The sequence below is a fragment of the Lutimonas vermicola genome (assembly GCF_038433205.1).
GTDB classification, from domain to species: Bacteria; Bacteroidota; Bacteroidia; order Flavobacteriales; family Flavobacteriaceae; genus Lutimonas; species Lutimonas vermicola.
Map to the genome: position 1 here is coordinate 583849 of NZ_JBCDNA010000002.1, position 20076 is coordinate 603924.

Annotated in this window: 19 protein-coding genes; 16 read left to right on the plus strand and 3 right to left on the minus strand. The window is 38.8% G+C overall.

Annotated elements, in window-relative coordinates; all coding sequences use genetic code 11:
* Positions 1-14: 14 nt before the first annotated feature.
* Positions 15-470: an acyl-CoA thioesterase gene (locus AABB81_RS10000; RefSeq protein ID WP_342160305.1), complete on the plus strand. Its 456-nt coding sequence runs from the start codon at positions 15-17 to the stop codon at positions 468-470.
* Here AABB81_RS10000 and nadB read toward each other — a convergent pair.
* Positions 439-2019 carry an L-aspartate oxidase gene (gene nadB, locus AABB81_RS10005; protein ID WP_342160306.1) on the minus strand — a complete coding sequence of 527 codons (1581 nt, stop codon included), beginning with the start codon at positions 2017-2019 and terminating at the stop codon, positions 439-441. The genes AABB81_RS10000 and nadB overlap by 32 nt on opposite strands.
* 1 nt (position 2020) lies before the next feature.
* A complete protein-coding gene (gene nadA / locus AABB81_RS10010; protein WP_342160307.1) occupies positions 2021-3019 on the minus strand; it encodes a quinolinate synthase NadA in 999 nt (332 codons plus the stop codon).
* Positions 3020-3317: 298 nt separating this feature from the next.
* Between nadA and AABB81_RS10015 the strand changes: the two genes are divergently transcribed.
* On the plus strand, positions 3318-4055 hold the full coding sequence (locus AABB81_RS10015) for a LytR/AlgR family response regulator transcription factor (RefSeq protein WP_342160308.1): 738 nt from the start codon (positions 3318-3320) through the stop codon (positions 4053-4055).
* Here AABB81_RS10015 and AABB81_RS10020 read toward each other — a convergent pair.
* Positions 4052-6016: a tetratricopeptide repeat-containing sensor histidine kinase gene (locus AABB81_RS10020; protein WP_342160309.1), complete on the minus strand. Its 1965-nt coding sequence runs from the start codon at positions 6014-6016 to the stop codon at positions 4052-4054. The two genes, AABB81_RS10015 and AABB81_RS10020, sit on opposite strands and share 4 nt — an antisense overlap.
* Before the next feature lie 266 nt (positions 6017-6282).
* Here AABB81_RS10020 and AABB81_RS10025 point away from each other — a divergent pair, with 266 nt between their 5' ends.
* From AABB81_RS10025 to corA, 14 genes are all read left to right on the plus strand, one after another.
* Complete coding sequence (locus tag AABB81_RS10025) at positions 6283-6789, plus strand: ester cyclase (protein WP_342160310.1); 507 nt, start codon at positions 6283-6285, stop codon at positions 6787-6789.
* Between the two features lie 24 nt (positions 6790-6813).
* Complete coding sequence (locus AABB81_RS10030) at positions 6814-7581, plus strand: hypothetical protein (protein WP_342160311.1); 768 nt, start codon at positions 6814-6816, stop codon at positions 7579-7581.
* A 59-nt stretch (positions 7582-7640) separates the two neighbouring features.
* Positions 7641-8174 (plus strand): nuclear transport factor 2 family protein, encoded by a 534-nt coding sequence (locus AABB81_RS10035; protein WP_342160312.1) that lies wholly within the window; start codon positions 7641-7643, stop codon positions 8172-8174.
* Positions 8174-8548: a hypothetical protein gene (locus tag AABB81_RS10040; RefSeq protein ID WP_342160313.1), complete on the plus strand. Its 375-nt coding sequence runs from the start codon at positions 8174-8176 to the stop codon at positions 8546-8548. The genes AABB81_RS10035 and AABB81_RS10040 overlap by 1 nt, the downstream gene beginning before the upstream one ends.
* Before the next feature lie 2 nt (positions 8549-8550).
* Positions 8551-10095, plus strand: coding sequence for an FAD-dependent oxidoreductase (locus AABB81_RS10045; RefSeq protein WP_342160314.1), 1545 nt, complete (start codon positions 8551-8553; stop codon positions 10093-10095).
* Positions 10096-10101: 6 nt separating this feature from the next.
* Complete coding sequence (locus tag AABB81_RS10050; RefSeq protein ID WP_342160315.1) at positions 10102-11124, plus strand: methyltransferase; 1023 nt, start codon at positions 10102-10104, stop codon at positions 11122-11124.
* A 316-nt stretch (positions 11125-11440) separates the two neighbouring features.
* On the plus strand, positions 11441-12970 hold the full coding sequence (locus AABB81_RS10055; RefSeq protein WP_342160316.1) for a tetratricopeptide repeat protein: 1530 nt from the start codon (positions 11441-11443) through the stop codon (positions 12968-12970).
* Between the two features lie 143 nt (positions 12971-13113).
* Positions 13114-13845 (plus strand): head GIN domain-containing protein, encoded by a 732-nt coding sequence (locus AABB81_RS10060; RefSeq protein ID WP_342160317.1) that lies wholly within the window; start codon positions 13114-13116, stop codon positions 13843-13845.
* A gap of 142 nt (positions 13846-13987) precedes the next feature.
* Entirely contained in the window at positions 13988-14554 is a 567-nt protein-coding gene (locus AABB81_RS10065; protein ID WP_342160318.1) for a gluconate 2-dehydrogenase subunit 3 family protein, read from the plus strand.
* Positions 14547-16253, plus strand: coding sequence for a GMC oxidoreductase (locus AABB81_RS10070; RefSeq protein WP_342160319.1), 1707 nt, complete (start codon positions 14547-14549; stop codon positions 16251-16253). The genes AABB81_RS10065 and AABB81_RS10070 overlap by 8 nt, the downstream gene beginning before the upstream one ends.
* A gap of 66 nt (positions 16254-16319) precedes the next feature.
* Positions 16320-17300: a substrate-binding periplasmic protein gene (locus AABB81_RS10075; protein ID WP_342160320.1), complete on the plus strand. Its 981-nt coding sequence runs from the start codon at positions 16320-16322 to the stop codon at positions 17298-17300.
* 97 nt (positions 17301-17397) lie between these two features.
* Positions 17398-18099, plus strand: coding sequence for a DNA alkylation repair protein (locus AABB81_RS10080; protein WP_342160321.1), 702 nt, complete (start codon positions 17398-17400; stop codon positions 18097-18099).
* A gap of 140 nt (positions 18100-18239) precedes the next feature.
* On the plus strand, positions 18240-18911 hold the full coding sequence (locus AABB81_RS10085) for a Rossmann-fold NAD(P)-binding domain-containing protein (RefSeq protein WP_342160322.1): 672 nt from the start codon (positions 18240-18242) through the stop codon (positions 18909-18911).
* Positions 18912-19009: 98 nt separating this feature from the next.
* On the plus strand, positions 19010-20074 hold the full coding sequence (corA, locus tag AABB81_RS10090; protein WP_342160323.1) for a magnesium/cobalt transporter CorA: 1065 nt from the start codon (positions 19010-19012) through the stop codon (positions 20072-20074).
* The last annotated feature ends 2 nt before the right edge of the window (positions 20075-20076 follow it).

Consider the following 20076-nt stretch of genomic DNA (forward strand, 5'->3'; position numbering starts at 1 on the left):
AACTTTTTATTTAGATGAGTTATAAAGTTTCTTTTCTTACACGCTGGTCAGACTTTGACCCTAATAATCATTTACGCCATAGTGCCTATAACGATTACGCAGCTGAATCGAGGGTGAGATTATTCACTAAGTACGGTCTTTCACTAAAGGAATTCAACAAGCTTCATATTGGTCCGGTTCTGTTTCAGGAAAAAACAAATTTTCTTAAAGAAATAGCTATGGGAGAAGACATTATAGTTGAAGTATTGTTACAAGGCAGTTCTACAGAGGGTGAACGTTTCAAATTTCTGCATAATATTTATAGAAGCGACGGGGAGCTCTCCGCTCAGATAGAAGTTTTTGGAGCCTGGATGGATCTTTCAAAACGCAAACTGACAACACCTCCACCCATTATAATTGAGGCATTAAAACAGATGACCAAAACTGATAAATTTGAGATTATTCCTTTACCTCAACATTATCCAAACTGAAAAATGCCCCCTTGTTTTCTTTTCTCGCCATAGATTGATGCACGATTAAATAAGCTACAGCATTCAGGTTCCTCAATTCACAGATTTGTGGGGAGAGTTTTGACTTCTCATAGGCTTTCTCGGTATCCTGAAACAGGTAATTCAAATGATCAAGTGCCTTTTCGAGCCTTTCATTTGATCTTACAATTGCCACAAGGTCTGTCATGATGTTCTGAATGGTTTTCCTGTTATGTGAGATCAACACTTTCTCCTTTGGAACCATAGTGCCCTCTTCATCCCATTCAGGAATCAAAAGTTTGCTATTAAAAATCATGTGAGCCCTGTTTTGAATGATCTCTTGTGCAATTTTATTGCCAAAAACCAATGCTTCCAACAAAGAATTAGACGCCAACCTGTTTGCACCATGAAGGCCTGTTCTTGAGCATTCACCACAAGCAAATAAGTTTCCTATAGAACTGTAACCATTTGTATCTACTTCTATTCCGCCCATAAGATAATGTGCTGCGGGAATTACCGGAATCCATTGAGATTCGGGATTAATTCCTAAGCTTTTGCATTTTTCGTAGATATTTGGAAAATGCTTGATGAATTCGGGCATATCCAGGTGAGTACAATCCAAGTATACGTGCGGGTCGCCTGTAAAGATCAACTCACTGTTTATGGCTCTCGACACTATATCTCTTGGGGCAAGCTCCGCCCTTTTATCTATGGCAAGCATAAAACGCTCACCTTTTTTATTCCTAAGGAAGGCTCCAAAACCCCTAACAGCCTCAGAAATTAAAAATGAGGGGCTTTCTCCAGGTTGATAAAGTGCAGTTGGATGGAACTGCACAAATTCCATATCCGTGATTTTTGCCTTGGCCCTGTAGGCCATGGCAATTCCGTCACCTGTAGCAATCACGGGATTTGTTGTGGCAGCATAAACCTGGCCTATTCCACCTGTAGCCAGAACTACTGAAGATGCAAGGTAAGTATCAATTTTATTTGTTTTCTGATTCAGTATATAAGCGCCATAACAGGATATGCTATCTTGAGAATGTTTTTTATGTAAATGGTGATCTGTAATCAGGTCAATCGCAAAATGATAGGGTAAAAGTTTTATATTGGGCAACTTACTTACCTGTTCCAATAAGGTTTTCTCCACCTCAAAACCTGTTATATCCTTAAAATGCAAAATTCTGTTGGCTGAATGACCTCCTTCTTTTCCCAGGTCTATTTCCCCTTCCTTATTCTGATCAAAATCCGTACCCCAGGTGATAAGCTGTTTCATACAGTTAGGTGCTTCTTCAACCACCATTTTCACCACATTCTGATCAGACAGATAATCTCCGGCCACCATCGTGTCTTTAATATGATCTTCAAATGAATCGAGTTTATCCCAAACCGCAGCGATGCCTCCCTGGGCGTACTTTGTATTTGATTCACTTTCATCTGCCTTGGTAGCAACCAGTATTGACTTTTCAGGTAAGGAAGTTGCTGTTTTAATCGCAATGGAAAGTCCGGCAACGCCCGAACCCAATATGAGTAGATCAGTTTTAAATACAGACATTTTATTTGGAAGATATATCCAGCATTCTTTGGATTGGGATTAATGCCTTTTTTTGTATGTCTTCAGGTACATGAATTTCGGGCAACTCATATTTCATACAGAGATACAGTTTTTTCATTGTATTCATTTTCATGTAGGGACACTCACTGCAAGCGCATGTATTATCTTCGACCGCTGGTGCAGGATACAAGGTTTTATCGGGTACTTTCTTTTGCATTTCATGCAGTATCCCGGCCTCAGTGGCCACGATAAATTCCTGGGCCGGATCGGTTTTGGCATAATTGATCAGGCCGGAGGTTGATCCTATATAGGCTGCTGTTTTTAAAATGTGATCCTCTGATTCAGGGTGCGCAATAATCTTGGCCTTTGGATGGGCATGATGAGTTTTCAATAGCTTGTCTATGGAAAATGCTTCATGAACAATACAGGCTCCCTCCCATAATAACATGTTTCTCCCAGTGACTTTATTAATGTAAGCACCCAGATTCTTATCGGGCGCAAATATGATAGGCTGGTCAAGGGGAATAGAATCGACGATCTTTTTGGCATTTGAAGAAGTGCAGCAAATATCACTTATTGCTTTCACATCAGCCGAAGTATTTACATAAGTAACAACTATATGATCCGGGTGTTTGTCTTTAAAAGCCTGAAGGTCTTTGGCCGTGCAGGCTTCTGCAAGAGAACATCCGGCATTTAAATCAGGAAGAACCACTTTCTTGTCAGGATTGAGAATCTTTGCTGTTTCGGCCATGAAGTGTACGCCTGCAAAAACGATCAGATCGGCGTCAACTTCTGCTGCTTTATATGAGAGTTGCAAACTATCCCCAACAAAATCAGCAATATCCTGTATAGCCGGTTCCTGATAATAGTGCGCCAGGATAACGGCATTCTTTTCTTTCTTAAGCTTTACGATTTCTGCCGCATAGTCGATTTCATCCGATAATTTCAAATCCAAAAACCCCTTCTGATTCAATTCTTTTACAGCTTGTTCAAATTCCATTTTCTTTATTCTTTTTACAAGACTAAATTACTACTTTTTAAACAAACTAATACATAGTCTTCGCTTTAGAATTCAAGCCTTCGACACTGAGTCTGATTCTTTGATTCCCCTGGATTATTGATACTTACAATACGGGAGGCTAACTCAGAAAAAAGCCATTGAGAAACTAACTTTGTCAATTTCATAATATTTTAGTATATTCGGCTCATTATTAACAGCTTATAAAATGAATTTTTAACACTTTAATTGACTCTAAAAAAAATACAACCAGCTCGTCTAAAGCCTTAAACCTCCTCAAATGAACTCCCCTGCAAAAATCTTGATCGTAGAAGATGAAATGATTATTGGTGCCAATATTTCTCTGCAACTTTCCAAACTTGGTTATGAAGTAACCGGTATAGTATCAAGAGGAGAGGAAGCGATAGCTTATGTGAGCCAAAATAAACCTGATATTGTACTTATGGACATACAATTGAAAGGAGAACTTGACGGCATACAAACCGTCATTAAAATGCAAAGTGAAACTGAGGTTCCCGTTATTTACCTTACTGCAAATGCTGATGAAGAAAATTTTGAAAGGGCGAAGGCCACGAATCCATATGCTTTTATTTCCAAACCTTTTAAAAAACTTGATCTACAACACGCCATTGAGTTGACAATGGACCGTATTGGCAGGAAGAATAAGGTTGAAGAAGAGCCGACTTGTATATCTCCCTTTGTTCAAAGTGACTGTATTTATGTCAGAAGAAATGAAAGAATGATCAAAATAATGATCGACGATATATATTATTTTGAAGCCGACCGGAATTACTGTAAAATCTATGCTAAAAATAAAGAATGCCTTTTGGTGATGACGCTTAAAGAGATTGACGACAAATTACCTCCAGAGCACTTTTTGCGTATACACAGGTCTTTTATCATAAATCTTCGTCATGTTGATGAGGTTGCCGGGACCCATGTCGTCATAGGTAAAAAAGCGGTTCCTTTGAGTAAAACGTTACGGCGTGAATTAATGAATCGTTTGCAAACCTTTTAGTCCAAATCAAACTCCATCCTTGTTTTTGTTCCCAAACCATTTATGGTCATAATGGAGCCATCCAGTTGCTGGATAAGCAGATCGATCAATTGAGTGCCAAAACCGCGGCCCGCATCATCCTCCTTATCGAACTCCAGCAAACCTATTCCATTATCCCCAACTTCGAGGAGTATGCGGCTTTCTGTTATATGACGGCAGGTAATACTAATCAAACCTTTAACATTTTTGGGAAACGCATGCTTAAAAGAATTTGTCAATAATTCATTTACGATCAGGCCCATAGGAATGGCTGAATCTACATCAAGCTCCATTTCCTCAAGATCGTAGTTATAAGATATTCTTCCGTCACCTCCATAGGAATCGGATATGTGCTGACTTAAATCTATAAGGTATTCTTTCATTCCAATGGATGAGAGATTCAATCCCTGATAAAGCTTTTGATGAATCATACTCATTGAATACACCCTGTTTCTGCTTTCCTCGATCGCTGAGATAATTTTCGGGTCTTTAATCTTCTCAGCTTGCAAATCGAGCAAACTGGAAACAATCCCTAAATTATTCTTTACCCGATGGTGTATTTCCTTTAAAAGAAACTCCTTTTCTTCATTTTGTTTTTCAAGCAGGATATTTTTCTTTTTATTATTTTCATAGGTAACATACAATACCATAAGCAAAATAAGCAAGAGGCCGGCAATGATCGTGATAAGCGTTTGAGTCGAGCTTTGTTTTTTGATCCTTTCTTCCATTCCTTGGATTGTGATTTCCTTGTCGGCAAGGTCAAATTCTGTCTGAAGCAGGGACATTCTCTTATTTGAATTTTCAATAAAAACCAGCTTTTTTAAAGAATCATAAACACCAAAAGCATCGATCGCCTTTTTATAACTGTGACTTTTGGCATATGCCCTGCTCAACCTTTCATAAGCCTGGCTTAAATAAAACTTATCCCCAAATTCAGGAGTAGCGACTTCCAGTGATTTATTGAGCGTATGTATGGCATCATTATACTTTCCCTGAAAATATTTTAACCTGCCCAATGCAAGCAATGAGCGCATCATTAAAAAATCATTATCGATCAACTTTGCGTATTTGAGAGCTTCCTTACCTGCTGATTCAGCTTCATCATATTGGTTAAGATCGGTGTAAAGGTCAACAAGTGAAATGTTAATATCACATAAATTATTGTAGAAGCCATATCGCTTTCCGATAGAATTCGCATGTTGAAAATACCTGAGGGCCTCCTCATATCTCTTCAGGCTTAGCAGGTTATTTCCTACCACATACAGAACAAAATCATATTCCATATCGTTTAAATTGCGTCCTTCAAAAAATTTTACCGACATCAAACCATATTCAAGGCCTTTATCAAAATCAGAATATTTCCAATACAAATTACTCAAGTCACTGTAAGCCTGTCCAATCGCTCTTTTATCATTTAATTCGGTACCAATCCTTTTCGCCTCCAGCGCATAATCAGCAGCCCTCATGATGTCTCCATTTCTTTCAAATACATATCCCAACTGAGTAAATAAATGTGGTAAATCCTGCTTTTTAACCTTTCCCTTTGCATCCTGAAGAATTGCAAAGGCCGTATCGAGTTGTTCCATTCTCAGGAGTATGGCACCTTCCGTGATCTGAAACCTTCCTTCCCAAAGTATATTCTTCTTTTCCCTTACCATTTTGAGCCCTGATCGCGTAAATTCAAGAGCCTTGTTCAGATCTCTTGTATGGGTGTAATAAGCCAGGTCATTCAAGGCTGCATATTTGAGGCTATCCGTCTTTAGTTTGGGGTAGCCTGCTTCAAGCTCCTCGAGATAGGAAGATCCAAAATTATCTGTGTCGACAAAAATTCTGTTATACGGATTCGATCTGTCAGGGTCAATGAGCTGCTGGGCAGACATTACCCCTAATCCTAAAAATATAAGGATAATAAAAAATTGAAAAATTAAATATTTCTTATTCATACTAAGGTCTGTTGATCCTGTCAAATTATTAGCCACATAAAATCTTGACATCGATAAAAACAAATGAAGAAAACGATAAAAGCCAAGCCTACTGACACATAATTTTGAGAAAGTTACAAATTTAAAGTCAATTTCATTTGATAAATAAAACTACCTCTTCGGACAAGAAAAGGAATCGTTTGTCCTAAGAGGTTTGTTAAATTACTGGTAAGAGAAGTAACTTTAGATAACTAAAAGATCCATTACTCAACTGAATATCCCGCACCATGTCTAAACAATATCGTATAGCATTTTTCTTTCTGCTTCTGTTAGGATGCAGCAATACGGCCTATCAGGAAGAAAAAGAATCACAACATAAAAAAACAGTACTCGATTTTATAGATACGGTTTGGAATAAAAAAGACCTGAATAGCCTTGATCTGTTTTTTTCATCAGAATTTACGCGAAAAGTGAACGATATCGAGGTTGCGACAGAAAATGCAGATTTGACAGCTAATATCAATGTGCTCTTCATTGCTTTCCCTGACCTGAAACTTTCAGTGGAATCAATAGTTGCCGCTGAGAATACCGTGTTTGTGAATTGGAATATAAAAGCTACAAATACTGGTGTATTCGGTGATAATGAGGCTACCGGTAAAAAAATAATAATCAGCGGATTGTCGAGAATTGATTTGAATGAAGAAAGTAAAATCATTTATGAAAACGTATTTTATAATGAACTTTCGCTCCTTCAGCAACTTGGTTATCGCCTTTTAAAACCAAATACAGAATAAAATATTAACTAAAATCAACACAAAATGAAACTTCTAAAACTTTCCCTTATTACACTCGTGATGTTAATTTTACCTGTTTTATCTTCTGCTCAGGAAGAAAATAGCTACCAGACTTACTGGATCCATGAAGACCGGGTTAAACCAGGTATGACAGATGAATACGAGCAAATCGCCAAAGATCTCGTAGCTGCCTGCAAGGAACATAATGTTCAGGAGACCAGATGGCTGACTTTAGCTCTGAATGACAATTCATATTTGTATGTGACTCCCATCAATTCATTTGCAGAACTGGATAAAACAGGCTTCGAAACACTATCCGAAAAAATGGGAGCTGATAAACTGAATGCCCTTTTCGCAAGGTTTAATTCAACCTATGACGAACATGGTGACTATATTGTTTATCTCAACAAAAATTTATCGTACATGCCAGATGGAGTTTCACAAACCATTGAAGGCCAAAACTACAGAACAATGTATTATAATTATGTCACACCAGAAAACAATAAAGGCTTTGTCGAAACAATGAAGAAGATGAAAGCCGCATTTGAAAAAAACAATTCAAAGATACATTACAGGGTTTATAAAACCGGTTTCGGGGTGATGGGTACCTATTATATGATTGCTGTTGCTGCAGAAAATAATTTAGACAGCGCCAAAAAAGGAGATGAAAACTGGAAAGCCATGAAAGATGATTTTGAACCCTTATTAAAAGAAATGAGCAAATACACATGGAAAACCGACGAAAAAAGAGGATGGATGAGAGAGGACCTGGGGTATATGCCTGCCAAATAATAAAATCAACTGATCAAACCTTTATAAACAACCGCTAACCAAACCTTTTGAAATTTAATATGAAAAAAGTATTATTATTTGCATTGCTGCTTTTTATAGTTCCCAGCTGTCAAAATAAATCACCCGAAAGATTTAAAACTGCATCTGCAGAAATAGACCTCTTGAAGAAAGGACTTACCGACTATGAAAATGCCAACTGGGAAGAATGGTTTAAACAGTATGCTGATTCTGCAAAAATATTTCAGAATACCTGGTCTCAATTTGAAAGCCCGGAAGGAGTCATGAAGAGACATCAGGAATTGATCACAAAATTGTTGAGTTACTCATTCGATAAAGAAAATCTATTCTTCGAACAAGTCATTGATGATAAAGGCAGGACCTGGGTGAATTTCTGGGGTCTATGGACCGGCAAGTTAAAGGCCAATGAAAAAATAATTGAAATACCCGTTCACTTAAATTTCCAATTCATAAATGGAAAGATCGTAAAAGAATATGGTTATTGGGATACAATACAATTGTACGAAGAGCTCAAGAAAGCCGAATTCGTGTCTTCTCATAAAGTCGCAGAAGAAGACTCAAAAATGGCACCCTGATGAAAAGAAGAAAATTTGTTTTATTGTCATCTGCTATTGGAACCGCAATCGTTTTAAAAGCCTTTGCTTCGTGTGAAAATGCGCTAAACCCTGAATTCATATCGGGGGCAAATTCCTTACATCTCATATGGAATCACGACACCATAAAGGATATTGGCGCAAAATACCGTGCCCTCTTCCCAATGGAAAACATTGGTGAAAACCTTAAAAAATCTTTGAAAGTAGATGTTCTAAATGAATATTCCATTAGGCTGGAACTTGAAAAAAGAATCACAAAAGATTTTGAAACCGATCAAATCGTCATCCTCGACGGCTGGTTGATTTCGCTGACTGAAGCCCGTCAATGTGCTTTGTATTCAACATTAATGATTTAATTATGCATGTAGACGCAAGAATATTACCTAATGGCTCCATTATTGAAGGAGACATTTGCATCATTGGTGCCGGAGCGGCAGGTATCAGTATGGCTTTGGACTGGAAAGACCTTAAGCAAAAAGTCATATTGCTGGAAGGAGGTGGCTTTGAATATGAAAGTCAAATTCAGGACCTCAACAAAGGAAGTCTGTCGGGTCAAAAATATTACCCGTTAAGATCCTCAAGATTACATTATTTTGGAGGTACAACGGGTCACTGGGCGGGTATGTGCGCCCCCTTTGACGAACTGGATTTCAAAAAACGCGACTGGGTGCCTCACAGTGGCTGGCCAATCTCGAAAAAGGAATTAGATCCATATTATGCAAAGGCCCAAAAAATTTACCAGCTCGGACCTTATAATTACGACCTGAGTTTCTGGGAACAACAGGAAAAAAATTACAATGCGCTCCCATTTAATGAGCAAGTGATCTGGAACAAAATGTGGCAATTCTGTGAATCCTCAAGAATCGGGCAAGTATATGCAGATACGATCAAAGAAGCCAAAAATATTCATTTATACACCTATGCGAATGCGACCAATATAGTGTCGAATGAAGCACTTAACAAGATTACAGAAGTCGAAGTAAAAAACCACGAGGGAAAGAACCATATTGTCAAAGCCAAAAAATTTATTCTGGCTTGTGGCACCATACAAAATGTCAGGCTGCTGCTGGCCTCAAACAAGCAGGCCAAAAGGGGCCTCGGAAATGAAAACGATGTTGTGGGACGTTACTTTATGGAACACATAGAAACATCAACTTCAGACCTTTATCTCTTTAAAGATTTTAAAACAGATCTGTATAGCTGGCCCAGCAATCCCAGATATACAAGAGCTGAATTAGCCTTTACTGAGGAAACCCAAAAAAAACACGAGTTACTTAACGGTACCCTGGGCTTTTTACCTCTGAAGGTAGCAAAACACTTCAAGCCAAGAATGCTCACCTGGCAAAATGAAGATCCAAGAAAATCAGCCGACAACATGTTTTCTAACTGGAGGGAAGCCGATAAACTTTCAAAAAAGAATCCGGATTCTGAAACTGATAAAGCCTATCAGCTGGATATAAGAATAGAGCAGGCCCCGAATCCCAATTCCAGGGTGACGCTAACGTCTGAAAAAGATGCATTGGGAGTTCCTCTTCCTAATCTCAATTGGGAATTGACAGCACTTGATAAAAAGAGCATACGAAGGCTCAATAAGCTATTTGCCCAACAGGTAGGGCTATCCGGTATAGGAAGGGTGCAAATAAGAGATTGGTTAAGAGATGAAAATGACGATACCTTCCCAGAGCATACCAACGGTGGGTGGCATCACATGGGCGCGACAAGAATGAATGAGAATCCTAAAATGGGGGTTGTTGACAGGAATTGCAAAGTACATGGAATAGCAAATCTCTTTGTTGCCGGGGCTGCATGTTATCCCACCTCGGGAGCTCCAAATCCGACACTTACATTAACTGCACTCACCCTAAGGCTTTCTGATCACATAAAACAAAACTTTAAAACATAAGCTATTATGAGCACAATAGACCCTTCAAAAATTATGCAAATTGGCATGGGCTTCTGGGCCTCTAAAACACTGCTTACCGCTGTAAATATGAATCTTTTTACCCATCTTGCCACAGGGGAAAAATCAGGTCAACAAATTCAACAGTTACTTGGTCTTCACAAGAGATCGTTATTTGACTTCCTCGACACGCTTGTGGCCCTTGGGTTTTTACAACGAAAAGGAATCAAAGAAAATGCGATGTACAGCAATTCTCAGGACGTTGATCTCTTCCTTGATAAAAACAAGCTGACGTATATTGGCGGTATCCTTGAAATGTCAAATAATCGCCTGTATCCTTTTTGGAATAACCTGGAAGAAGCCCTTAAAACGGGAAAACCTCAGAATGAATCGAAATCCGGTGAAGCCCCTTTATTCGAAGCCATATATTCGGATGAGAACCGGCTAAAAGAATTTTTACATGCCATGGGGGGTGTTCAGGCAGGTAATTTCGATTTTTTTGCCAGGAATTTTGATTTCTCCGGTTTTAAATCCCATTGCGACATTGGGGGCTCCGGGGGGAACCTGTGCGTTCATATCGCTAAAAATGATCAGCATATCAAGAGTATTTCTTTTGATCTTCCGCAGGTGGCACCTATTGCCGAAAGTAATTTTAAAGCCTTGGGGTTGGACCATAGAATAAAGGCGGTTTCAGGTGATTTTTTTAAGGATGATCTCCCAAAAGCGGAACTTATTACCATGAGCAACGTTTTGCACGACTGGGGTCATGAAGATAAAAAAATGCTTATTCAAAAGGCCTATGATGCCCTGCCGGACCATGGAGCATTTGTCGTCATTGAAAACGTCATAGACAACGAAAGAAACAAAAATGCATTTGGATTAATGATGTCACTTAACATGCTCATTGAAACTGATCAAGGCTTTGATTACAGCCTTGCAGACTTCGAAGAATGGGCAGGGGAAGCAGGGTTCAAAAAAATAAGTGTCATGCCTTTAACAGGTCCTGCCAGTGCCCTGATTGCCCGGAAATAAAAATGAAGTTATATGAATTCCTCAATAAAAAGAACGGGTCAGATAAATGCTTACTGTGAATACATAAGCTTGGGACCAGATATCAACAACTTGACAAGTGCACGTATTTTGAAAATGATCAAAAGGGGGAAAGGTTTCATTATACGTGTCTTGTCTTTTATTCGTTTTCATTCTTTATCTGTTCTGCAAAAAGTATATGCAATATAAACCCAGTCATCCTGAAAAGTGGTGGCTACTTTATTTATAACTATTTTTCATCATTTGTGTGCCCCAATTAAACTGATATCACTATGTTCACAAATCAAAATTCACCGTCATGAAAAAAACCTTAATTCTCATCCTGCTCGTTTTGCTATCCTGCAAAAAGGAAGAACCTGAAAAAACTTATCTTGGCATTGTAAATATTGAGGTTACCGGAAGTGAACTTGCTATTCCTCATTTTGAAAAAGGGCTTTTGCTCCTTCACAGTTTTGAATACACCGATTCCAGAGAGGCATTTTTAGAGGCCCAGAAAGAAGATCCTTCCATGCTGATGTCTTATTGGGGAGAGGCAATGACTTATAACCATAGCCTGTGGTCGGAACAGGATTATGACAAAGGAATAGAAGCCTTGAAAAAACTTAAATCGGTAAGCGCTGCAGCTCAGATTTCACAACTCGAAAGTGACTTCATTGAAGGGATACATATTTTATATGAATCTGACTCCTTGAAAACCACAAGGGATCAAAATTATGCAGACTACATGTCTGGACTAAATAAGAAGTATCCCGACAACCACGAAGTTGCAGCCTTTTACGCCTTATCACTTTTAGGGTCGGTTGCCGATGGACGTGATGACAAGATTTATGGAAAAGGGGCTCAGATCGTCAAAGGAATCCTTGAGGAAAACCCAAATCATCCAGGGGCCCTTCACTACCTCATTCATTCTTATGATGATCCTGAACATGCAAAACTAGCCCTCTCGGCCGCAGATTCTTATTCAGTTGTGGCTCCCGATGCAAGTCATGCGCTTCATATGCCTTCACATATTTATGTGGCTCTTGGCATGTGGGATAAGGTCGTAAGCAGTAATGAAAACTCTTATCAGGCCAGTGTGAACAGAATGATTGCCAAGAACCTTGCGGCAGATGGCAGGGGTTTTCACGCCTTTCACTGGTTAACATATGGTTATCTCCAGCAAGGAAGGATAGAGGATGCCAAAAAACTGGTTATCGATATGGAAGGCTACGCCAAAGAAGCTCCCAGCAAATATTCAAGGGCGCATTTGGTATACCTAAAAGGCACCTATTTGGTAGAGAGTGATGATTGGAACAGTGAGATTGTGACTATACCGGTTGACGTTAAAGATCTTAACCTCACAACACGATCAAAATACAACTTTATAGAAGGTATGAAGGCCTTTAAAGAAGATGATAAGGCTTCTCTGGATACAGTTATCAATGAACTAAAAAAAGATCACGACAAGGAATCTTATTTGGTGAGTTACGATAATGCACCATTCTGTTCGGGAGCCAGCCGTTACGTTACATCACCTTCCATGTTATTGGAAACCGAAATCATGATGTATCAGCTTATGGCATTAAGGTCATGGCTTGACGATGATTCAGAACAGGCCGAAACCCACTTTAAGAAAACCCTCGAGCTTGAAGAGAACCTCAGCTATAGCTACGGCCCGCCTGTTATTCAAAAACCAACGACCGAATTATATGCAGACTGGCTTTTGATCCAGGGAAGGCCTCAGGAAGCAAGGGAACAATATGAAGCAACCCTTTTAAGAGCCCCTAAAAGGAGAAAAGCTCTGGAAGGAGTTTCGGCATGTGAAACAAATATGAGTGGACAAACCTGAACCCGGGGAATTCTTAACAATCAAGAGCAAAAATTCGAATATAAGCTTCATCTCCCTTGAGCAAAGGTTGACTCAATTTTCATGTCTAAATAAGTAACAATTTAGATTCATAAGCGTCATTTATATAACCAAAATAAATACTTATGAAATTATTGCCATTACCCTCATTGATCATTTTTATCATTTCATTTTCCATTTTGGCATGTGAAGATGATAGTTGTATAACAGGCGAAGGAATTATTGAAACCAGAACCATAGAGCTTGCTTCATTTGATAAAGTAAGTTTATTAGGCGTCGATGATCTAACGGTCAAGCAAGGAGACATTCAAGCAGTAAAGGTGACCGGTTATCCGAATATTATTGATCAACTCAACACGAACATCGCAAATAAAGAATGGGAAATAAGACTGAAGAATGGCTGTTATAAAAACGCCAATATGGATATCGAAATAACGATTCCAAATCTGAAAGCTGCAAATTTAACAGGATCCGGCAGTATAAAAATTGAAGAATTCACCAATCAGGAAAATCAGCTTTTCGCAGTCAGTGGTTCCGGAGATATTGAAATTGCCGGCAATAGTGGTACGAAAGAAGTTCTTTTTAATATTACCGGAAGTGGAAACATTGTTGGTACAAATAATTTTACAGATCTGGAATCTGTAAAGCTTAACATTTCCGGATCAGGAGATTTTGATGCCTTTGCTATAGAATCTTTATCGTATGAAGTAATTATTTCGGGCAGCGGTAATGCTAATGTGCACCCTTTAAATCAGCTTCATGGTAACATTACCGGTTCGGGTAATATCAATTATTTAGGTACTCCCGAAGTAAATGTATTGATTACCGGCTCAGGCAAAGTGAACAATGTAAATTAATAATTAACGACATATTAATGTTTTTTTTTAGACTCATATTTTATATATATTTACCGCAAACGTGATTTGCTGCCTTTTTTCCAATTTTCCTTTAATACTTTTCTCAGGTTTGAATTGATGCAGTAATCGTACAACCAAAAATATGGATCGAAGAAAAGCACTGAAAAATTTGGGGCTCCTAACCGGTGGAGTTGTATTATTCCCTTCCTGCGATTTTTCAGAAGAAAAGGTAAGCTTGGCCTTGAACAAATTAAGGATTACCGAAAGTCAGGAAACATTAATGAAAGAACTTGTAGGCTGTATCATTCCCGAAGGAGAAATTCCGGGTGCCGTAAGCCTTAACGTTCATGACTTTGTTTGGATAATGGTCGATGACTGTATGGACGAACCTTCTCAAAAATCTTACCTGGCAGGACTTAACAACTTTGACAACAGTATCAAAAATATAAGCGGAAAACGATTTGGCAAACTGATACCAGAGGACCGCATCAAGGCATTGTCGGGCATACTGGAAAAGGCAGGTGGCACACTGGAACCTGCGGATCAGGATCTGGTTAATTTCGTTCAAACAACCAAAAATTTTACTTCACTTGGTTATATGCGTTCTGAATACATGATGACCGAGGTGATGCCCTATACCCTAATTCCCGGTACATATGGTCCATGCGAGACAATTGACAACTCTAAAAGAATAAATATAAATGGCTAATTTCAATATAGACGCTAACGACGCAAATACCTATGATGTAATTGTTATAGGTTCGGGAATGAGCGGGGGTTGGGCCGCAAAGGAATTCGCTGAAAAAGGCCTGAAAACCCTGGTTATTGAAAGAGGCCCTGAGGTGAAACACAACGTTAATTACCCTACTACCAACATGAATCCATGGGAATTCAAACACAAGGGAATTATTCCGGAAGATGTTAAGAAAGAAAATCCCATTGCAAGCAAATGTTACGTTTTTCAGGAAGATGCCCAACATTTTGTTTCAAAAGACAAAGAGCATCCCTATATACAGGAAAAACCTTTTGACTGGATCAAGGGCTATCAAACAGGTGGAAAGTCTCTTTTGTGGGCAAGACAAACCCAAAGAATAAGTCAGTATGATTTTGACGGGCCGGCTCGAGATGGTTTTGCCGTTGAATGGCCCATCACTTACAAGGATCTTGCGCCCTGGTACAGTCATGTAGAAAAATTTGTGGGAATTGCCGGCAACTATGACGGTATAGATGTTTTGCCTGATGGTGACTTCCTTCCGGGCATGGACCTCAATTGCCTCGAGGAACATTTTAAAGGGGTCGTTGAGAAAAATTATTCAGGAAGGCATGTTATCAGCGGAAGGTGTGCGCATATCACTGAAAACAGAGAGATTTTCGCCCAACAGGGAAGAGTACAATGCCAATACAGAAATCTCTGTCAGCGGGGTTGTCCTTTTGGCGGGTATTTCAACAGTAATTCAAGTACCTTGCCATGGGCCATGAAAACTGGTAACCTTACGATGATACACGATTCTGTGGTCCACTCTATCACCTATGACGAGCAAAAAGAAAAAGCGAGCGGAGTGCTGGTCATCGATGCTAAAACCAAGGAAACCAAAAATTATTATGCTCCTGTCATATTTGTAAACGCCGGTACTTTAAATACGAATTTGATTCTGCTCAATTCAACTTCCAATCGATTTCCAAACGGGCTTGGCAATGATAATGGTCTGCTCGGAAAATTCATTGCCTTTCACAATTACAGGGCACAGCTATTTGCTGAGTACGAAGGTTTTGAAGACAAACATACAACCGGAAGAGAACCTACCAGTGCCTATGTTCCAAGGTTTAGGAACGTACAAAAACAGGAAACAGATTTTTTAAGGGGATATGCAGCCACCTTTGGGGCCAGAAGACAGGTTCTTCAAGACAACAGCGGACTAGGCGAGAAATTGAAAGACGGGTTGCTAAACCCAACATACGGACCGTGGCAAATGGGGGCTCATATGATGGGAGAAACAATTCCAAAAGAAGAGAGCCGGGTAACATTAGATGCTGAAAAAGTTGATGACTGGGGTGTTCCATTACTTAAAATTGATGTGGATTATGATGAAAATGATGAGAAAATGATACAAGATTTTTATGAGCAATTCACAGAGATGTTTGAAGCAGCCGGATTCAGCAATATCAATACCTATGATTCAAAACAGGCTCCTGGATTGGATATTCATGAAATGGGCGGAGTAAGGATGGGCAAGGACCCAAAAACTTCACTGCTGAACAAATGGAACCAACTTCATTCCTGCAAAAACGTCTATGTTACCGACGGCGCTTGTATGACCTCAACTTCAACTCAAAATCCGTCATTAACTTATATGGCATTAACCGCCAGAGCCTGTAATCATGCCATCAAGGAATCAAAAAAGGGATAGGTAGCAGCTCAAAACATCCCGGAAACAGCAAGTAGGGTTCCAACTTTTTTTTCTTAACTTGTTGTTATGAAAAAATATCTGTTTTACGTGCTTTCTTTTTTTACCCTGTTTGTATATGCTCAAGACCGGCAATTGTCACTTGCGGCAGATGTATGGCCACCTTTTACAGATATTGACGGAGAAAAATCAATCCTTTCTGATCTGGTTCAAGAAGCATTGGGCCGAATGAAAATCAATTCAACCATTGAGACGATGGAGTTTGCCAAGATCTTTATCGAGATAAATTCTGGCAGATTCGATGGTAGTCCAGCCTTATGGATAAGTGATGAAAGAGAAAAATATTATTTTTTTTCAAAACCTTATTTTTATAACCAATTGATCTTAGTTGGTAAAAAAGGCAGTGATGTCAGCGCTGCTTCTTTCGATGAGTTAAGCGGCAAGAAGATAGGTGTGATCAATAATTATGCCTATGGTGATTTTGACAAAAATCAGGAGGTCGAGGTTGTCTCAGATCTGAGCAACCAAAAAAATCTGGAGAATCTCCTGTCAGATAAAATTGATTATATGCTGGTCGATGCTTTACTGATACAATACATGCTTACATACCAATTGAATGATGTAACAGAGTTCCTCGCCATTGGCAAGAAGCCTTTGCTCGTTAAATCATCGCATCTGGCATTGGGTAAACATGTCCAAAACGCTAAAATAATCCTGGAACACTTTGATGAAAAAATTAAAGAAATGATCGCTGATGAAAGTTATAACCGAATCCTTGAGTTGAACTGGATCAAGGCTGATGTTGATGGAGACGGAAAAATGGAATTGGTCCTTGGAGGTAATAAAGCCGGAACTTCAGCACCTCAGAATATCTATGGACTGATGCATGATAACAGCTATAAAGAAAAGAATCCTCCACAACGCTATTATGTGGATGGAAAACTATATGAAACCTGGGACAATATTCCTAATAACTACAAATTGGATCTCGTGGTAGACTCAACCCCAAGCATAGAAGACACTTATATCAGATTGGATTTTTTAGACTGAATTGAATTCTTTGTGCTCACTTATTTTATGGACTTGAAAATTTTTGTTTTAAATTAATAAAGGACTAATCAGTTGAACTAGCATAAAGCATAAAATCATGGACTTAAAGGAGGTATTAAAGGAGCTCGAATCTTATGCGGACGAAAGAACCAAAAATACACACATAAAACACGGGGCTAAAGAACCTTTGTATGGCGTACGGGTGGCTGACCTTAAAACGATCTTGAAAAAAACGAAAAAGAACCACGAACTTTCTTTGGCCCTTTTCGAAACAGGAAATTCTGATGCTATGTACCTGGCAGGCCTTATGGCGGATGAAAAAAAAATCAGTAAGGAACAACTCAATCAATGGGTAAAAAGGGCATATTGGTATTATTTAAGTGAATATACGGTTCCGTGGGTGGCTGCCGAAACCCCTTATGGCTTGGAATTGGGCTTGGAATGGATTCGTTCTAACAAAGAAACCATCGCTTCAGCCGGATGGTCGACCTTGTCTAATTATGCCAGTATCGCTGACGTTTTAGACCTTGAAATCTACACATCTCTTCTTGACGAAGTTGCAGAAAAAATTACTGATGCCCAAAACAGGGTCAGATACACCATGAATGGATTTGTCATTGCGGTTGGCTGTTATATTCCAGAACTCACTCAAAAATCAAAAGAAATAGCCTTAAAAATTGGAAAAGTAGACGTTTTTATGGGAGATACATACTGTAAAGTTCCGTTGGCCCTTGATTATATCAAAAAAGTCGAAGAAAGAGGCAGTATAGGCAAAAAAAGGAAAATGGCAAGATGTTAATCAGAATATAAAATGTTTCTCTTGAATGGAAAAGATTGCCTCAACAAAATTCCATTCATAAGCCTAACTATTCTTGACATATGTATACGGCATTCCTTATACATTTTTAAAACCTATCTTTGAGAAGATAATAGAAGTATATGGGCTATAAAGTTGTCATTACCGGAACCACCGGGATGGTTGGAAAGGGAGTTTTACTTGAGTGCATGGACCATCCGTCCATCGAAAACATCTTAATTGTAAACAGAAGCCCTTTGGGTATCACGCATCCTAAAGTAAAGGAAGTTCTGATCGAGGATTTTTTTGACCTATCATCAGTTTTAGATGAGCTAAAAGGATTCGATGCCTGTTTCTTTTGTCTTGGAATTACTTCAATAGGGCAATCAGAAGCTTCCTATACAAGAACCACCTACGATCTTACCATAAATTTTGCCGAAGCTTTTATTGATCAAAACGTCAAAAGCATATTTTGTTATGTTAGTGGAGCAGGAACCGACAGCAGTGAAAAAGGAAGCTCCATGTGGGCTCGTGTAAAAGGAAAAACTGAAAATCGATTGCTCGAAATGCCCTTTAAGAGGACTTATTTGTTCAGGCCGGGTTATATACAGCCGCTTCGGGGCATAAAATCAAAAACTCAATGGTATGCATTATTATACATGATATTCAAACCCATCTATCTTATTCTGAAGCATTTCCCGTCAGCCGCAACCAATTCAACAAATATGGGTTTGGCCATGATCAATTCCCTGGACGGAAAGTATGCCAAATCAATATTGGAAAATAAAGAAATCAATGAGCTTGCCCAACAGTAAAAGTTTAAGCCGTTTCGTGAGGGTCTTCACAAAGAATCCGCTGTGAATCTGGCAAAAATTCATTACATTGAATCAACTTTAGCAATAGACACATTATCATGACACGATATCCAAAAAAAGCGAAAAGCGAAATTGGGCTTTCCCCTACTGAACTTGTTTTCAGAGGCGAGAAAAAGGTCGATCAAATTCAAATGGGTGTAATTGATTTTGACGAAACTTCGGTTGAGGAAAAAACCATTCAGAACGTCAAGGAAATCGCAACCTTTGCTCATAAGAAAACAGTAACTTGGTTCAATATTTACGGCTTACATGATATTGAAATACTCAAGGAAATAGGTGAAGAATTTAATTTCGACAAACTCATTCTGGCTGATGTATTGGAAACACAATCACGCCCAAAAATTGAGGATTTTAATAATTTTGTGTTTATTTCATTGAAAATGATTCAGTTCTCAGAGGAAAAACAAGATATCACTGTCGAAAACTTAAGCCTTCTATTCAATGATAATATACTCTTTTCCTTTCAGGAGAAAAAAGGGGATGTGTTTGAACCGGTGAGAAACAGAATAAGAAACCATAAAAGGAAACTGAGAAGTTCACGGCCCGATTACCTGGCCTTTGCTTTGATTGACACGGTCATTGATCATTACTTATATTTGCTGGGCATGTTGGGAGAAAAAATAGAATCTATTGATGATGTGCTGATCGATCACCCTAATACCAGTGTTATCGACGAAATCAAATCCTACAAAAAGAAAATAAATTATATCCAAAAAGGTATCAAACCTGCAAAAGAAATGATACTGGCTTTATCTAAACTGGAAAGCGATTTTATCCACAAAAAGAATAAGATCCACTTTAAGGAGCTCGTCAATAATATAAACCAGGCAAGCGACAACGTTGATAGTTATCGCGAATTATTGTCTGATCAATTAAATGTTTACCATATGATGATCAGTAGCAGGCTCAATGACATCATGAAATTTCTGACCATATTTTCGGTCATATTTATCCCTCTCACCTTTATTGCCGGGATTTACGGTACTAATTTCGATGTACTGCCTGAATTGCATTTTAAATACGGGTATTATATAATGTTGGGGTGTATGGCTGTAATAGCCATCGCCATGTTGCTCTATTTTAAACGAAAAAAATGGTTGTAAAC

Excerpts from the sequence above, each read along its gene's own strand:
- AABB81_RS10000 (WP_342160305.1), top strand. The coding sequence starts at position 15 with ATGAGTTATAAAGTTTCTTTTCTTACACGCTGGTCAGACTTTGACCCT.
- nadB (WP_342160306.1), bottom strand. The coding sequence starts at position 2,019 with ATGTCTGTATTTAAAACTGATCTACTCATATTGGGTTCGGGCGTTGCC.
- nadA (WP_342160307.1), bottom strand. The coding sequence starts at position 3,019 with ATGGAATTTGAACAAGCTGTAAAAGAATTGAATCAGAAGGGGTTTTTG.
- AABB81_RS10015 (WP_342160308.1), top strand. The coding sequence starts at position 3,318 with ATGAACTCCCCTGCAAAAATCTTGATCGTAGAAGATGAAATGATTATT.
- AABB81_RS10020 (WP_342160309.1), bottom strand. The coding sequence starts at position 6,016 with ATGAATAAGAAATATTTAATTTTTCAATTTTTTATTATCCTTATATTT.
- AABB81_RS10025 (WP_342160310.1), top strand. The coding sequence starts at position 6,283 with ATGTCTAAACAATATCGTATAGCATTTTTCTTTCTGCTTCTGTTAGGA.
- AABB81_RS10030 (WP_342160311.1), top strand. The coding sequence starts at position 6,814 with ATGAAACTTCTAAAACTTTCCCTTATTACACTCGTGATGTTAATTTTA.
- AABB81_RS10035 (WP_342160312.1), top strand. The coding sequence starts at position 7,641 with ATGAAAAAAGTATTATTATTTGCATTGCTGCTTTTTATAGTTCCCAGC.
- AABB81_RS10040 (WP_342160313.1), top strand. The coding sequence starts at position 8,174 with ATGAAAAGAAGAAAATTTGTTTTATTGTCATCTGCTATTGGAACCGCA.
- AABB81_RS10045 (WP_342160314.1), top strand. The coding sequence starts at position 8,551 with ATGCATGTAGACGCAAGAATATTACCTAATGGCTCCATTATTGAAGGA.
- AABB81_RS10050 (WP_342160315.1), top strand. The coding sequence starts at position 10,102 with ATGAGCACAATAGACCCTTCAAAAATTATGCAAATTGGCATGGGCTTC.
- AABB81_RS10055 (WP_342160316.1), top strand. The coding sequence starts at position 11,441 with ATGAAAAAAACCTTAATTCTCATCCTGCTCGTTTTGCTATCCTGCAAA.
- AABB81_RS10060 (WP_342160317.1), top strand. The coding sequence starts at position 13,114 with ATGAAATTATTGCCATTACCCTCATTGATCATTTTTATCATTTCATTT.
- AABB81_RS10065 (WP_342160318.1), top strand. The coding sequence starts at position 13,988 with ATGGATCGAAGAAAAGCACTGAAAAATTTGGGGCTCCTAACCGGTGGA.
- AABB81_RS10070 (WP_342160319.1), top strand. The coding sequence starts at position 14,547 with ATGGCTAATTTCAATATAGACGCTAACGACGCAAATACCTATGATGTA.
- AABB81_RS10075 (WP_342160320.1), top strand. The coding sequence starts at position 16,320 with ATGAAAAAATATCTGTTTTACGTGCTTTCTTTTTTTACCCTGTTTGTA.
- AABB81_RS10080 (WP_342160321.1), top strand. The coding sequence starts at position 17,398 with ATGGACTTAAAGGAGGTATTAAAGGAGCTCGAATCTTATGCGGACGAA.
- AABB81_RS10085 (WP_342160322.1), top strand. The coding sequence starts at position 18,240 with ATGGGCTATAAAGTTGTCATTACCGGAACCACCGGGATGGTTGGAAAG.
- corA (WP_342160323.1), top strand. The coding sequence starts at position 19,010 with ATGACACGATATCCAAAAAAAGCGAAAAGCGAAATTGGGCTTTCCCCT.